This window comes from Bacteroides parvus (assembly GCF_017309675.2).
Taxonomy (GTDB): domain Bacteria; phylum Bacteroidota; class Bacteroidia; order Bacteroidales; family Bacteroidaceae; genus Bacteroides; species Bacteroides uniformis.
In genome coordinates this window covers 2,030,651-2,045,534 of the sequence record NZ_CP084680.1, presented here as the reverse complement: position 1 = coordinate 2,045,534, position 14,884 = coordinate 2,030,651, and the positions used below count along the sequence as shown (strand labels likewise).

12 protein-coding genes are annotated in these 14,884 nt (G+C 46.0%); 9 read left to right on the top strand and 3 right to left on the bottom strand.

Going from position 1 to position 14,884, the window contains the following annotated elements:
• Positions 1 to 585 (bottom strand): nucleotidyltransferase domain-containing protein, encoded by a 585-nt coding sequence (locus tag JXR92_RS08165; protein WP_117601102.1) that lies wholly within the window; start codon positions 583 to 585, stop codon positions 1 to 3.
• 126 nt (positions 586 to 711) lie between these two features.
• Here JXR92_RS08165 and JXR92_RS08160 point away from each other — a divergent pair, with 126 nt between their 5' ends.
• Positions 712 to 2,772, top strand: coding sequence for a HelD family protein (locus JXR92_RS08160; RefSeq protein WP_138345118.1), 2,061 nt, complete (start codon positions 712 to 714; stop codon positions 2,770 to 2,772).
• A 10-nt stretch (positions 2,773 to 2,782) separates the two neighbouring features.
• Here JXR92_RS08160 and JXR92_RS08155 read toward each other — a convergent pair whose 3' ends face one another.
• Positions 2,783 to 3,403, bottom strand: a complete 621-nt coding sequence (locus tag JXR92_RS08155; RefSeq protein ID WP_138345117.1) for a CatB-related O-acetyltransferase — start codon at positions 3,401 to 3,403, stop codon at positions 2,783 to 2,785.
• Positions 3,404 to 3,417: 14 nt separating this feature from the next.
• The gene (locus tag JXR92_RS08150; protein ID WP_138345115.1) at positions 3,418 to 4,710 is read right to left on the bottom strand and encodes an MATE family efflux transporter; all 1,293 of its coding nucleotides are present in this window, start codon (positions 4,708 to 4,710) and stop codon (positions 3,418 to 3,420) included.
• A gap of 627 nt (positions 4,711 to 5,337) precedes the next feature.
• Here JXR92_RS08150 and miaA point away from each other — a divergent pair.
• The 8 genes from miaA (at position 5,338) to JXR92_RS08110 (ending at position 14,876) form a co-directional block, all read left to right on the top strand.
• Entirely contained in the window at positions 5,338 to 6,255 is a 918-nt protein-coding gene (gene miaA / locus JXR92_RS08145; protein ID WP_119961238.1) for a tRNA (adenosine(37)-N6)-dimethylallyltransferase MiaA, read from the top strand.
• 66 nt (positions 6,256 to 6,321) lie between these two features.
• On the top strand, positions 6,322 to 7,248 hold the full coding sequence (locus JXR92_RS08140) for a diacylglycerol/lipid kinase family protein (protein ID WP_005828845.1): 927 nt from the start codon (positions 6,322 to 6,324) through the stop codon (positions 7,246 to 7,248).
• Between the two features lie 23 nt (positions 7,249 to 7,271).
• The gene (gene kdsA, locus JXR92_RS08135; RefSeq protein ID WP_009037040.1) at positions 7,272 to 8,072 is read left to right on the top strand and encodes a 3-deoxy-8-phosphooctulonate synthase; all 801 of its coding nucleotides are present in this window, start codon (positions 7,272 to 7,274) and stop codon (positions 8,070 to 8,072) included.
• Positions 8,073 to 8,175: 103 nt separating this feature from the next.
• Positions 8,176 to 11,004, top strand: coding sequence for a M16 family metallopeptidase (locus tag JXR92_RS08130; protein ID WP_138345113.1), 2,829 nt, complete (start codon positions 8,176 to 8,178; stop codon positions 11,002 to 11,004).
• An 83-nt stretch (positions 11,005 to 11,087) separates the two neighbouring features.
• Positions 11,088 to 12,575 (top strand): DUF5687 family protein, encoded by a 1,488-nt coding sequence (locus JXR92_RS08125; RefSeq protein WP_138345111.1) that lies wholly within the window; start codon positions 11,088 to 11,090, stop codon positions 12,573 to 12,575.
• A gap of 25 nt (positions 12,576 to 12,600) precedes the next feature.
• Entirely contained in the window at positions 12,601 to 13,404 is an 804-nt protein-coding gene (locus JXR92_RS08120; RefSeq protein WP_057282038.1) for an ABC transporter ATP-binding protein, read from the top strand.
• A complete protein-coding gene (locus tag JXR92_RS08115) occupies positions 13,401 to 13,913 on the top strand; it encodes a C40 family peptidase (RefSeq protein WP_005828855.1) in 513 nt (170 codons plus the stop codon). The genes JXR92_RS08120 and JXR92_RS08115 overlap by 4 nt, the downstream gene beginning before the upstream one ends.
• Before the next feature lie 78 nt (positions 13,914 to 13,991).
• Positions 13,992 to 14,876: a TraB/GumN family protein gene (locus JXR92_RS08110; protein ID WP_005835496.1), complete on the top strand. Its 885-nt coding sequence runs from the start codon at positions 13,992 to 13,994 to the stop codon at positions 14,874 to 14,876.
• Positions 14,877 to 14,884: the final 8 nt, after the last annotated feature.

Below are 14,884 nucleotides of genomic sequence, written 5' to 3'. Positions count from 1 at the left end.
TTACGGAAGCCAACCGAGACTGTCCGCCAACTGATTTGTTTTGCGCCACTCTTCAAGCTCCTTATAAGTGCGGACACCTCCCGTAAAGACAGCATGATAAATCTCTATACCTGGAATCGTTACACCATCCGGCACATCGAATTTGATTTGCAATATCGTTTTCCTAATTTCAGGAGTAAGGCGCTCCGCAATAGCGGCAGTCACCTTTTCTACAACACCATCATACCTGGAACCTTTCCGGATGTGAATCATATCAAACTTCCAAGTATTCTGTTCTCTATCCTTATATAAAGCATGCCACTCCATGCACTCTTCCTCCGTATGGATAAGGTTCCTATATTGTATTTCCTGCAAAGGCAACCGTTCCGCAAGTTCCCGGAGGACCGAAAAACTCTCTCCTACATCCAACCTATCGGTATAAATATGGATATCTATATCCCTACTTTTCGCCAACAGCCCGGTACGGAGTGAGCCCACCAAATGAACGGTTGCTCCAATGCGCTCCCATGCTTCAATAATACGGGTATCTTCCAATACTTTCCATGCAGATTGCTGATTCTGCCTTGCAAGCTCATGAATATCCATTTACCTCCACTTTTTTGAATGTGCAAAGATATAAAACTCCCCAATATATAGCTATAAATAGCCATTTCCCTTCCCGATACAATACACTAATTTTGCACACTGTCTTATTTTTAGCAACAACTAATTATGGCATTCAATCAAACAGAGAAACAAGAGAAAGAATATTTAAAGCAAATAATCAGTTTTCTGAAAAAGGTTATCGGTAATACCGACGCATCAGTGAAAGACCACGTCGACACCTTGGCAGAATACAAAGACTATATCTGGTCCAACAAAGACATCGACCCGCACGAGATACGCTCCATGCGCGAAAGCATCCTAAACCATTTTGCCTTGGGGGAAAGTGTAATCAACAAGCGTAAGCGGCTCACCAAGATACTTGCCATTCCTTACTTCGGACGAATTGATTTTTTGGAAAAGAAAGAAAACAGCAAAGTGATGCCTATCTATATAGGCATCCATACCTTCTATGACCCGGAAAGTCGAGCTACCCTTATCCATGACTGGCGAGCACCTGTTTCGAGCATGTTCTATGACCATGAATTAGGAGAAGCAGGCTATCGGTCTCCATCGGGAGAGATTAAAGGAGAAATTTCCCTAAAACGCCAATACAGAATTCGGGGCGGCAAAATGGAATTTATGATTGAAAGTGCCCTGACCGTCCATGACGACATTCTGCAAAAAGAGTTAAGTTCCAATGTAGATGACAAGATGAAAAATATCGTTGCCACCATCCAACGGGAACAGAACCAGATTATCCGCAACAAAGATATCCGCACGCTTATTATTCAAGGAGTGGCCGGCTCTGGAAAAACATCCATAGCCCTGCACCGCATAGCCTACCTGCTCTATACCTTCAGAGACAGCATCTCGTCAAAAGATATTCTGATTGTCTCCCCCAACAAAGTGTTTTCCGATTACATCTCCAACGTCCTCCCCGAACTTGGGGAAGAAACCGTGCCCGAAACCAGTATGGAACCAATACTCTCCGGAGTGTTGGAACACAAATATAAGTACCAAACATACTTCGGGTTAGTGAATGAACTGTTAGAGAAGCCATCCTCAAGCCTCATCGACAGAATAGCCTATAAAGCCTCTTTCGGTTTCATTTCAGAGCTTAACAAGTTTATCCTCCACATAGAGAACACCTACTTCAAGGCAGCAGATGTGAAGCTGACCAAATACATCACCATACCTGCCCCGTTTATCGAAGAACAGTACCTACGTTTCAACCGTTACCCCATACGCCGACGATTTGAAGCTATGGCTGATTATATGCTGGATATGTTGAAAATACAATACGCCTTTACGGTAACCACCGCCGGAAGAAACCTTCTGAAGAAAGAAATCAGACTAATGTTTGCAGGTAATAACGACATTCAAGTCTACAAAGATTTCTTTAAATGGACAAATAATCCCGGAATGTTCAAAATGCGAAAGGGACATACACTCGAATACTCAGACTTGGCACCGCTGGCATACCTACACTTGGCATTGGAGGGAAACGGGAACCAGCCATGCAGAGTCAAACATCTGTTGATAGATGAGATGCAGGACTATTCGCCCATACAGTACAAGGTAATACAGAAACTCTTTCCATGCCGGAAAACCGTGTTGGGCGATGCAGGACAGTCCGTGAATCCTTATGGCTCATCCACAGCAGAAACTATCCAAAAGTCACTTACTGCAAGTGAAATCATGAAATTGTGTAAGAGTTATCGTTCCACCTTCGAGATTACGGATTTTGCGCAAAAGATTCATCCCAACGCAGAGCTGGAACCGGTTGCCCGGCATGGAGAAAAGCCACAAATCCTGCAGTTCGGCAGTGCCGTAGAAGAACTGTCCGGCATTATGGGACTAATCTCCACTTACCGGAAATCCGGATATAAATCTCTTGGCATCATATGCAAGACGGAGCAGCAAGCCAAGGAGATGGCAGACATGCTGAAATCATATGCCAATGATATCAGCTTCCTATCAAGTCAAAGCTCCGCATTTGTGCAAGGCATCGTCATCACCTCTGCCCACATGGCAAAAGGGCTTGAGTTTGACGAAGTCATTATTCCACAGACGGATGAGAGAAATTACCGTTCGGAAATTGACAAGAGTATGCTTTATGTAGCTGTAACCAGAGCTATGCACCGCCTAACCTTGACATTTCACGAGGCAAGACCGGCAACTCACTGATGATGGATTATTAAGGAAATCTATCCCAACAGCCTTGTACAAGATGCGGCAAGTAACGGCGTATCTCATCAATCGACCAATCCCACCATTGCAGCCGCAATAATTTCTTCACCACATCCTCATCAAAACGTTTCCTGATTTCTTTGGCAGGAGTTCCCCCTACAATTGTATAAGGGGGAACATCTTTAGTCACAACAGCACGTGCACCAATAATCGCCCCATCTCCTATATGAACACCAGCCATTATCACCGCTTCATAACCAATCCAAACATCATTACCTATTATAATATCTCCTTTGTCATCCCATGCATCCGTTATGTCCGATTTCTTCAATCCCCACTCTTCGTAAAATAAAGGAAATGTATAAGTAGACAGAGATTTCAACGTATGATTGGCACAGTTGAACAGAAATTTCGTACCGCAAGCAATGGAACAGAATTTACCAATAACCAGCCTCTCCTGATGGATGGGGTAATGATACAGCACATTGTTTTTCTCGAACAACAAAGGGTCAGCTACAAAATCATTATAAATAGTATAGTCACCAACCTCTATTCGAGGATCCTTTACAACAGCATTAAGATATACGGTTTGCTTATCTCCCGTACGCGGATATATTTTAGTCATCATAATTCGATATGTTTCTAATATTGTTTACTTCTTAAATAGAAAACCGATTGCAGTGCCAGCAAAATCACAAAAAGGTATTCTGCCGTTAAGTAAATAGCCAAGGATGCATGAGTGCAAGCGCTTAACCAATAAAGATACCCCAGATACACGACAGTGGTAGTCACTTGGAAAAGAAAAGTAATCCGGGTTTTACCGGTTCCTCCAACTGCGTTGAGATATACATAGCCTGGCAAGGCAAAGGTATAATTCAGCAACGTCACAACAAAAGGGATGAAAGCCTGCTCTGTTAACAGTTCGTTATCTGTATAGATTCCTATTATCAAGCGATTATAACATACAGCTACCCCTATCAGTGGAAATCCAGCAGAATAGCCCAACCTCAGTATCTTACGGCAGATAATGAAAACAGCCCTCCTTTCTCCAGCCCCAATCGCATTACTGACCAGCGAACCCGTAGTGACCGCAAAAGAATTGACTATTACAAAAAAGACAGCAGATACACTTCGCGTAATATTGGAAATGGCTAATTCCGTTTTACCCAAATGTTCCACCGCCACAAAGAACAAGAACCACGGAGCCACGCTGATAAAGGCATGAAGCATGCTCCATACCGACAAGCTCAGCACATCCACCAACAGCTTTCCGTCATATACCGGTTTCAATCCATATTTCCCTTTATCTATTTTCAGCCATACATAGAAAAGAAGCATCACCAAAGAACCCATCTCTGCCAGAGAAGAAGCAATGGCAGCTCCCGATATTCCCAGTCCTCCAACGAATATCAGAATATAATTCAAAGGAATATTAATCACTACTGCAACGGCAGCAGCCCACGATAATGCCCGAGTGCATGTTATTCCCACAAGAAAAGAACGGATAACCAAAAACGGAAACGAAAACAGCAAACCGAAACTGCGCCAGTCCAGATACTGAATTACAGCCCGATAAATCTCCGGTGAGGAAATCAACCTTCCCAATATGAAAGGAGAACTTGCCTGCATCAGCAGACAAAGCAAAATGGCCAATCCCGATAAAAAGAAGAAACCTTGAAAGAATATCTTTCCAGCCTTACCATAGCCACATTCTCCATTCCTTCGAGCAATCATCACCTGCAATCCGATACTAAACCCAAACCCAAGCATGTAGACCGCCAAATAATAAATCCCTGCAATGGCAGATGCTCCCAATTCCACCTCGCCAACGTGACCTAAGAAAACAGCATCGGTTATATTTATCAGCTGCTCCATCAAAATGCTCATCATTACCGGAAAGTTGATAATCCATATCTGTTTATATGTATAATGCATTGCTCAACAATAAAATAGCACAAAACAACACACTGTACAAGTACAGCATGCCATCCTGCAAATTCATGAATAAAAGGATACACAATCTCTGTGGCAAACGGGTCATCGTTTGCCAGATAGCTGAATAGCTTTATCAAGCAGGGCTATTCGTTGAGCGTAGCTATATACAGAGCTTCATAAGAGGTGAATATGTTTGTTCATTCAATATATAGTGCAAAAATATAGAAAAAAAGTGCCAAAGTTCAGTTTAGGGCATAAAAAAAGGAGTACCGCTGTACTCCAACCTTTGTTAACCTTAAATCTAATACTATGAAAAACACATTGCAAATGTACGGACTTTTGGGACATTGACAAACTTTCCAAGAAAAAAAGCATGTTTCATAACACATTTTAATAAGATTAATGCTCGTTTTCACGTCCTTTTTCACTTTTTCTGCTTCAAAGTAGAAAAGAAGGTATAGCATCACGTAAAAAAATGAGCAAGTTCTTTCCATTATACTCCCAGTTTGCATTATCTTTGCACTAACACGAAGATAAGCTGCACCTCAGCATAAAAAATGAACGAGTTCATTTTATTCTGCATTCGGTTTGCACTATCTTTGTAGTGAGATTAACAAGAACTTATATATGCCAGACTATGATTTAATCGCCATATTAGGACCTACCGCCTCAGGAAAGACTCCATTTGCAGCCGCCTTGGCCGCCGAACTCCATACGGAAATCATCAGTGCCGATTCACGGCAAATCTATCGGGGGATGGACCTGGGCACCGGCAAAGACCTTGCCGACTATACCGTCGACGGGAAACAGATTCCCTATCACCTCATCGACATAGCCGACCCGGGCTATAAGTACAATGTTTTCGAGTATCAGCGTGATTTCTTGAATGCTTACGAGACTATTAAACAAAAAGGTTGCCTGCCCGTTGTATGTGGAGGAACCGGAATGTATCTCGAATCAGTGCTGAAAGGCTACCGTCTGCTGCCCGTACCCGAGAATCCCGAGTTGCGCACCCGTCTGGCAGACAAATCGCTGGAAGAACTGACCGACATACTGAAAGGTTACAAAAGCCTGCACAATACTACGGACGTAGACACAGCCAAACGTGCCATACGAGCCATCGAAATCGAAGAGTATTATGCCCATACCCCAGTAGACGAACGCTCCTTCCCCCAGCTGAACAGCCTCATCATTGGTGTGGACATCAACCGGGAACTGCGTCGGGAGAAAATCACCCGCCGCCTGCACCAGCGTCTGGAAGAAGGAATGATAGACGAAGTGCGTCGTCTGATAGAGCAAGGCATCCAACCGGATGACCTCATCTATTACGGACTGGAATACAAGTATCTGACACTTTATGTCATCGGCAAGTTGACCTATGAAGAGATGTTCACGCAACTGGAAACAGCCATCCACCAGTTTGCCAAACGCCAGATGACCTGGTTCCGCGGTATGGAACGGCGTGGATTTACCATCCATTGGATGAATGCCCGGTGGCCGATGGAAGAAAAGATAGCTTTTGTAAAGAAGAAGTTGGAAGGATGATGAAACGATAAAGTGACCGGGTGATTTAAATCGTAAATAGTAAATAGTCAAATTGTAAATAGAATCATGAGTGCAGAACCCGAAAAGTTGGGAGTAATATACAACCCCAAAGCCGGAACACGGAAAGTGCAGAAACGGTGGAAAGAAATCAAAGAATACATGGACAGCAAAGGTGTGCCTTACGACTATGTGCAGTCCGAAGGGTTCGGTTCGGTAGAGCGTCTGGCAGGTATCCTTGCCAACAACGGCTACCGCACCATTGTTGTAGTAGGCGGTGACGGCGCACTGAATGACGTCATTAACGGCATCATGCTTTCCAATGCACCGGACAAGGAGAATATAGCCATCGGCATCATCCCCAATGGTATAGGAAATGACTTTGCCGACTATTGGGAAATGAGTTCGGACTACAAGAAAGCGGTGGATTGCATCATCAACAACCGCCGCCGGAAAATAGACGTGGGTACCTGCTATTATTACGACGGTGAAAAGCATCTGACACGCTACTTTCTCAATGCCATCAACATAGGCCTGGGAGCCCGTATCGTGAAAATCACCGACCAGTGCAAGCGTTTCTGGGGAGTGAAGTTCCTCTCTTACTTCATGGCACTGCTATCTATTATCTTCGAACGGAAGCTGTACCGCATGCATCTCAAGATAAACGGCGAGCACATACGTGGACGCATCATGACTGTCTGCATAGGCAGTGCGTGGGGATACGGACAAGCGCCTAGTGCAGTGCCCTATAATGGCTGGCTGGATGTTTCCGTCATTTACCGTCCCGAATTGCTGCAACTATGGTCGGGATTGTGGATGCTTATCCAAGGGCGGATTCTGAACCATAAGGTAGTGATGCCCTACCGTACGCAAAAAGTAAAAGTGCTGCGTGCGCAAAATGCCTCTGTCGATTTGGACGGACGTATTCTCGACCGTCATTTTCCACTGGACATCAGCGTACTGCATGAAGCAATAACATTGATTATACCCAATTGAAAATACTTAATCAGTAACAACCTATGATTGAATTAAAGAATAATCCTGCCGGAAACTTCTTCCTACTGGCAGGTCCATGTGTCATCGAAGGAGAAGAAATGGCAATGCGCATTGCCGAACGTATCGTGACTATCACCGAAAAACTGCAAATCCCCTATGTATTCAAAGGGTCGTACCGCAAAGCCAACCGCTCCCGCCTGGATTCCTTTATGGGCATCGGCGACGAAAAGGCGCTGAAGATACTGCAAAAGGTACACGACACTTTCGGAGTACCTACCGTGACCGACATTCATGCCGCCGAAGAAGCCACCATGGCTGCCGAATATGTGGATATTCTGCAAATTCCCGCCTTCCTCTGCCGGCAGACAGACCTGCTTGTAGCCGCCGCCAAAACCGGAAAAACCATCAACATCAAGAAAGGGCAGTTCCTCTCTCCGCTTGCCATGCGCTTTGCGGCTGATAAAGTAGTGGAAGCAGGCAATAGGAACGTCATGCTGACGGAACGCGGAACTACTTTCGGTTATCAGGATTTAGTCATCGACTATCGCGGCATCCCCGAAATGCAGACCTTCGGTTTCCCCGTCATCCTGGATGTAACCCACTCCCTGCAACAGCCCAACCAGACCAGTGGCGTCACGGGAGGTATGCCGCAACTTATCGAGACCGTAGCCAAAGCCGGTGTTGCCGTAGGTGTAGACGGACTGTTCATCGAAACCCACGAAAATCCCGCCGTAGCCAAGAGTGACGGCGCCAACATGCTGAAACTCGACCTGCTGGAAGACCTGCTGACCAAATTGGTCCGCATCCGGGAAGCAGTCAGATAAATTCCATTTATCCGGAATGGAATCCGAAAAAAACAACAGAAGTTGTGATTTATCTAAGGGCTGTCCGACAGATAGTTCAAGAACAATTTAAATTCATAATAATATGAAACATCTATTACGTGGTTTATGGATTGTAGCGTTAATTCTTTGCTGCAATTTTCAGCAGGTATTTGCACAGCAAATGCCGCCTATCCCGGTCGACAAAAATGTCCGTATCGGAAAGTTGGACAACGGATTGACCTATTATATCCGCAAGAACAGCCAGCCTGCAAACCGGGCCGACTTTTACATTGCCCAAAAGGTAGGCTCCATTCAGGAAGAAGCCGACCAGCGCGGCCTTGCCCACTTCCTGGAACACATGTGTTTCAATGGAACAACCCACTTCCCCGGTGATGCACTGAAGCAATACCTGGAGCGTATCGGGGTGAAATTCGGTGAAAACTTGAACGCCTATACTTCCGTAGACGAAACCGTATACAACATTTCCAATGTGCCGGTCACTACTCCGGGAGCCATCGACTCCTGCCTGCTGATTCTGCACGACTGGAGTAACGATTTGACCCTGGACCCGAAGGAAATAGACAAGGAACGCGGAGTCATCAACGAAGAATGGCGCACCCGTATGAGCGCCATACAACGCTTCCAGGAGAAGATGCTTCCAGTCATGTTCGAAGGAACGAAGTATGCCACTTGTTTCCCTATCGGAACGATGGAGGTCGTTATGAACTTCAAACCGCAAACTTTGAGAGACTACTATGAAAAGTGGTACCGTCCAGACCTTCAGGGTATTGTGGTAGTTGGCGATATAGATGTGGACGCCATCGAAGCCCAAATCAAGAAAATGTTTTCTGATATTCCCGCCCAGCCCAATGCTGCCAAACGCGAGTACTATCCGGTAAACGACAACAAGGAGCCTATTGTATTGGTTTATCAGGACAAGGAACAGTCCAATGTACAAGCCCTCATCTTCAACAAGCACGAAGCCACTCCTGACGAGCAGAAAGGCGACATGGGCTATCTGGTACAGAATTATGCAACCACGCTCATCAACAATATGCTGAATGCGCGTCTGAACGAATTGGTACAGACCGCCAATCCTCCTTATATATATGCCGCCACTTATGACGATGATTTCTTTGTTGCCAAAACCAAAGATGCCTTCACCGGTGTCGTTGTCTGCAAGGAAGATGCCATAGAAAATGGAATAGCCACTCTCCTGCGCGAAACAGAACGCGCCCGCCAATTCGGCTTTACGGAAACGGAATACAACCGTGCCCGTGCCGAATATCTGCGCCAACTGGAATCTGCTTATAACGAGCGTGACAAACGCAAGAATGAAGAGTACGTGGATGAATATGTCCGTCATTTCCTCGATAACGAACCGATTCCGGGCATCGAAAACGAATACGCCATCATCAATCAGATAGCTCCCGCCATTCCGGTTGCCGCACTGAACCAGATGATGCAAGCCCTCGTGACAGACAGTAACCAGGTAGTCGCAATTCTCGGTCCGGATAAGGAAGGATTGAAAATGCCGACAGAAGATGTAATCAAGAAGATTCTGAAAGACATTAAAGCTGAAAAACTGACTGCCTACGTAGACAAGGTGTCGGATGAACCTTTGATGGCCGAAGCCCCGAAAGGCGGAAAGATTGTATCCGAGCAGACAGATGATACATTCGGCACTACAACGCTGACACTCTCCAACGGAGTCAAGGTCATTATCAAGAAGACAGACTTCAAGGCAGACGAAATCCGCATGAAGGGAGTCAGCCTAGGCGGTAGTTCCCTGTTCCCCGACTCGGAAATCATCAACATCAACGGACTGGATGCAGTGAGTGTCGGTGGTCTGGGTAATTTCAGTGCCGTAGACCTGGAAAAAGTTCTGGCCGGCAAGAAAGCTTCCGTCAGCTATGGTATCGGTGACAAGACAGAAACCGTCAATGGCAGCTGTTCACCGAAAGACTTCGAAACAATGATGCAGCTCACTTACTTGACGTTCACCGCTCCACGCCGTGACGACGATGCCTTCGCATCCTACAAGAACCGCAACAAAGCTGCTTTGCAGAATATGGAAATGAATCCCCAGGTAGCGTTCAGTGACTCTGTCTCGGCCGGTATTTACATGCACCATCCCAGAAGAGCCAGAATAAAGGCGGACATGATTGACAAGATGGATTATGACAAGATTCTGTCCATGTATCAAGACCGCTACAAAGATGCCAGCGATTTTACCTTTATCTTTGTAGGAAATGTGAATGTGGAGGAAATGAAACCACTCATCGCCGAGTACCTGGGTTCACTGCCTGCCATCAACCGCAAGGAAACATTCAAGGACAATAAAGTGGACATGCGCCAGGGAGTTTATAAGAACGAATTCGTACGGAAGCAGGAAACTGCCAAAGCGTCGAACTTTGTCCTGCTGAACGGTGACTGCAAGTACGACCTGAAAAATGACATCCTGCTGAGTATGACCAGCCAGATTCTCGACTTGGTTTATACAGCCAAGGTACGTGAAGACGAAGGGGGCACTTACGGTGTATATGTAGGCGGCCAATTAAGCAAATATCCGAAAGAAAAGGCTCTCTTGCAGATTGTATTCGAAACCGCTCCGGCAAAAAGAGAAAAGCTGATGCAGATTATCTTTGCAGAACTCGACAACATCGCCAAAGCAGGTCCGTCGGAAGGAGACTTGAATAAAGTGAAGGAGTTCATGCTGAAGAAACATGCCGAAGACTTGAAGGAGAACAGCTACTGGCTGGGAAGCATTGACGAATACCTGTTCACCGGTATGAATCCGATAAAGGATTACGAACAGATTGTCAACAGCATCACCGTGAAGGACATCCAGAAGTTCACCGACGACTTGTTCAAGCAGAAGAACGAGATTGAGGTATCAATGATCAGTCCTGAAACTCCTGACAAAGAATAAGAGAGCCATACACACAGAAGGCTGCGTTGTTCGATGAAAGGCAGCGCAGCTTTTTTTATACAAACTCTATATATACAAATACTATGAGTCTTTTCTTAGATTTGCGCAAGCACGGAAAACTGGCAGAAAAACGAAATCCGATGTACGAAAAAAGTAAATTCGGAAAATTCTGGATGTACTTCATGTTTGTCTTCTGGGCCGGTTACCTGATATTCTTCGGTACGACCTTTGCATTCGCCTTTGACGGCGGTGCCACAGAAGCCTATCACGTAATGAACTCCGGATTGATATTTGTCCTTGTGCTGGATTTCCTGATACGCCTGCCTTTCCAAAAAACACCCACCCAGGAAGTGAAGCCCTACCTACTGCTTCCCATCAAACAGAATCGTCTTATAGACTTCCTGCTGATCCGTTCCGGACTGGATGGCTTCAATCTGTTCTGGCTGTTTCTATTTGTTCCGTTTTCCATCATCACCGTCACCAAATTCTATGGAATCAGTGGTGTGCTGACCTATTGCATTGGCATCTGGCTGCTGATGGTATTCAATAACTACTGGTTCTTGTTGTGCCGCACACTGATGGGTGAGCGCATCTGGTGGCTGGCATTACCGGTAGTAGTATATGGTGGCATTGCCGCCGCACTATTCATTCCGGACAACAGTCCGCTTTTCGACTGTTTTGTCAATCTGGGAGAAGGGTTCATCACCGGTAATATACTGTCATTCATCGGTGTACTGGCTGCCATCGCCCTCATGTGGTTCATCAACCGCACCCTGATGCAGAAACTCATCTACAATGAACTGAACAAAGTGGAAGATACACGGATAAAACATGTATCCGAATACAAATTCCTCGACCGCTACGGCGAAATAGGCGAATACATGAGACTGGAACTCAAGTTATTGCTACGCAACAAGATTTGTAAGCGTTCGCTCTATTCCATCACCGGTGTAGTGATAATGTTCAGTAGTATCATTAGCTTTTCCGATGTGTATGACGGAGGTCTGAGAGATTTCTTCGTCCTTTATAATTACATTATCTTCGGCATCATGTTCCTCAGCACACTGATGGGTTACGAAGGCAATTACATTGACGGACTGATGAGCCGCAAGGAATCTATCTACTCGCTGCTGCGTGCCAAATACATACTGTACAGCATTGCATTGCTCATTCCTACGATTCTGATGATTCCCGGTATGGTTACCGGGAAGGTATCCGTACTCGGTTGCATTGCATGGCTGATATTCATTCCGGGAGCCGTATACTGCTGTCTGTTCCAACTGGCAGTCTACAACAACAAGACTACCGACCTGAATTCAAAGATGACCAGCCGGCAGAATATAGGCACCGGTCTGCAGAATCTGATTTCAGGAGGTGCTTTCGGCATACCTTTACTGCTGCTTTTTGCACTGAATGCCATCTTTGGCAAAGAGGTCACCCCCTGGATACTTATCGGCATCGGCGTGGCATTTATCGCCACTTCCAAATTCTGGCTGATGAATGTATATCACCGGCTCATGAAACGCCGCTACAAGAATATGGAAGGCTTCAGGGACAGTAGACAGAAATAGAAATCATTAAACATCAATCACTAACATGATACGCATCAACAATTTACAAAAGAATTTCGGCACAAAAAAAGCCGTAGATATAGAGAACTACACCATCGGGCAAGGCGATATGCTGGGACTGGTAGGCAACAACGGTGCAGGCAAGACCACCCTCTTCCGTCTGATTCTTGACTTGCTGCAGGCAGACCGGGGCAATGTAACCATCAATGACATTGACGTCAGCAAAAGTGAGGACTGGAAGAACTTCACGGGAGCCTTTATAGACGACGGTTTCCTGATAGACTACCTCACCCCCGAAGAATACTTCTACTTCATCGGTAAGATGTATGGTCTGAAGAAAGAGGAAGTAGACGAACGCCTGCTTCCCTTCGAACGCTTCATGAACGGCGAGGTAATGGGCCAGAAGAAATTCATCCGCAACTATTCTGCCGGAAACAAGCAGAAAATCGGCATCATCTCCGCTATGCTACATCACCCGCAACTGTTGATTCTGGATGAACCGTTCAACTTCCTTGACCCCAGTTCACAGTCCGTAATCAAACACTTGCTGAAAAGATACAATGAAGAACACGGAGCCACCGTCATCATTTCCAGCCATAACCTAAATCATACAGTGGACGTTTGCCCGCGTATTGCATTGCTGGAAAACGGTGTTATTATCCGCGATATACGAAATGAGAACAACTCTGCCGAGCAGGAACTGGAAGCTTACTTCAACGTCGGCGTGGAGGAAGAAGCCGTAGTAGAAGAAACGGTAGAAGAAGAAGCCGTAGAAGAAATAACGGAAAAAGAAGAAAAAACGGTAGAAGAAAAAAACGCGGAAGCATGAAAAAATATCTTTCTTATATAGTAGCTCTTACCATCATATTGATAGGTCTAAGTTCCTGCCATACCTCCGCGCCACGCCTGGACTACAAAGCCCTGGCACAGGCATCCGTCCGTTTGGGAGTGGATATTGAACTGCAGGACAACCACAAGCTGTACATCCATGCCTCCGAATGGATAGGCACTCCCTATCGTGCAGGCGGTGACAGCAAGCGTGGAACGGACTGCTCCGGACTGGTATCGCAACTGTATAAGAAAGTTTATCACACCCGTCTGTCGAGAAGCACAGACGGGCAACTGAAAGAGAGCAGCAAAATCTCCCGCCGCAACTTGCGTGAGGGAGATTTGGTGTTCTTCACCAGCCGTGCTTCCCGCAAAAAAGTAGCCCATGTGGGTATTTACCTCAAGGACGGCAAGTTTATCCATGCCAGTACCAGCCAGGGAGTCATAGTCAGCAACCTCCGGGAAAAATATTACACCCAACACTGGCTCTGCGGAGGAAGAATAAAATGATACTAATTTTTCCCCTTCTTGTGATTTTCTTTACTCTTTCCCGACTGATAGTCCAGAAACAATTAAAAGAAGAAAGCAATGAAGAAACTTTTAGGCATCCTCTTATTCATCAGCATTGCGCTGAGTGCCAATGCACAACTTTTATGGAAAGTATCCGGTAAAGGATTAGAGAAACCATCCTATATTTTCGGTACTTACCATCTCTCTCCACTCAGCATCAAGGACAGCATCGCCGCCATGCCGCAGGCCATGAACGAAACCACCCAAGTCTACGGTGAGGTCGTGATGAGCGAAATGGCGACTCCCGCCTTCATGCAAAGCATGCAACAGCAGATGATGATGCCCAAAGACACCACGCTGCAAAACCTCTTTACTCCCGAGCAATACGAAGAAGTGGGTAAAGTTGTAAAAGAGAATATGATGGTAGACATCGCCATGCTTGCTCAACTGAAACCGGCTGCCATCAACCAGCAGCTTGTCGTCCTGCTCTACATGAAACATACTCCGGGCTTCAACCCGCAAGAACAGCTCGACACTTACTTCCAGCAGCAGGCCGGACAGCAAGGCAAGAAAGTTGGCGGTCTGGAAACAGCCCAGTCACAAATAGACATTCTGTTCAACAGCCAGACGCTGCAACGCCAGGCAAACCTCCTCTACTGCGCTATCAGTGACATCGAGAAAGGTATCGAGCAAAGCAAGCGCCTGATTGCCGCTTATGAAAAGCAGGACCTGGATGCCATGCTGCAACTGATGGAAGAGCGCGACGGCAATTCATGCGACCCGCTGCCCGGAGAGATGGAAGCCATGCTGGACAACCGCAACAAGGCATGGGTTGAAAAGATGCCTGCTATCATGACAGAAGCCCCTACCCTTTTCGTAGTCGGCGCCGGACACCTGCCCGGAGACAATGGAGTGTTGAACCTTCTGAAGCAACAAGGATACACTATAGAAGCCATGAAATAAATCCTCTA

Excerpts from the sequence above, each read along its gene's own strand:
- JXR92_RS08165 (WP_117601102.1), bottom strand. The coding sequence starts at position 585 with ATGGATATTCATGAGCTTGCAAGGCAGAATCAGCAATCTGCATGGAAA.
- JXR92_RS08160 (WP_138345118.1), top strand. The coding sequence starts at position 712 with ATGGCATTCAATCAAACAGAGAAACAAGAGAAAGAATATTTAAAGCAA.
- JXR92_RS08155 (WP_138345117.1), bottom strand. The coding sequence starts at position 3,403 with ATGATGACTAAAATATATCCGCGTACGGGAGATAAGCAAACCGTATAT.
- JXR92_RS08150 (WP_138345115.1), bottom strand. The coding sequence starts at position 4,710 with ATGCATTATACATATAAACAGATATGGATTATCAACTTTCCGGTAATG.
- miaA (WP_119961238.1), top strand. The coding sequence starts at position 5,338 with ATGCCAGACTATGATTTAATCGCCATATTAGGACCTACCGCCTCAGGA.
- JXR92_RS08140 (WP_005828845.1), top strand. The coding sequence starts at position 6,322 with ATGAGTGCAGAACCCGAAAAGTTGGGAGTAATATACAACCCCAAAGCC.
- kdsA (WP_009037040.1), top strand. The coding sequence starts at position 7,272 with ATGATTGAATTAAAGAATAATCCTGCCGGAAACTTCTTCCTACTGGCA.
- JXR92_RS08130 (WP_138345113.1), top strand. The coding sequence starts at position 8,176 with ATGAAACATCTATTACGTGGTTTATGGATTGTAGCGTTAATTCTTTGC.
- JXR92_RS08125 (WP_138345111.1), top strand. The coding sequence starts at position 11,088 with ATGAGTCTTTTCTTAGATTTGCGCAAGCACGGAAAACTGGCAGAAAAA.
- JXR92_RS08120 (WP_057282038.1), top strand. The coding sequence starts at position 12,601 with ATGATACGCATCAACAATTTACAAAAGAATTTCGGCACAAAAAAAGCC.
- JXR92_RS08115 (WP_005828855.1), top strand. The coding sequence starts at position 13,401 with ATGAAAAAATATCTTTCTTATATAGTAGCTCTTACCATCATATTGATA.
- JXR92_RS08110 (WP_005835496.1), top strand. The coding sequence starts at position 13,992 with ATGAAGAAACTTTTAGGCATCCTCTTATTCATCAGCATTGCGCTGAGT.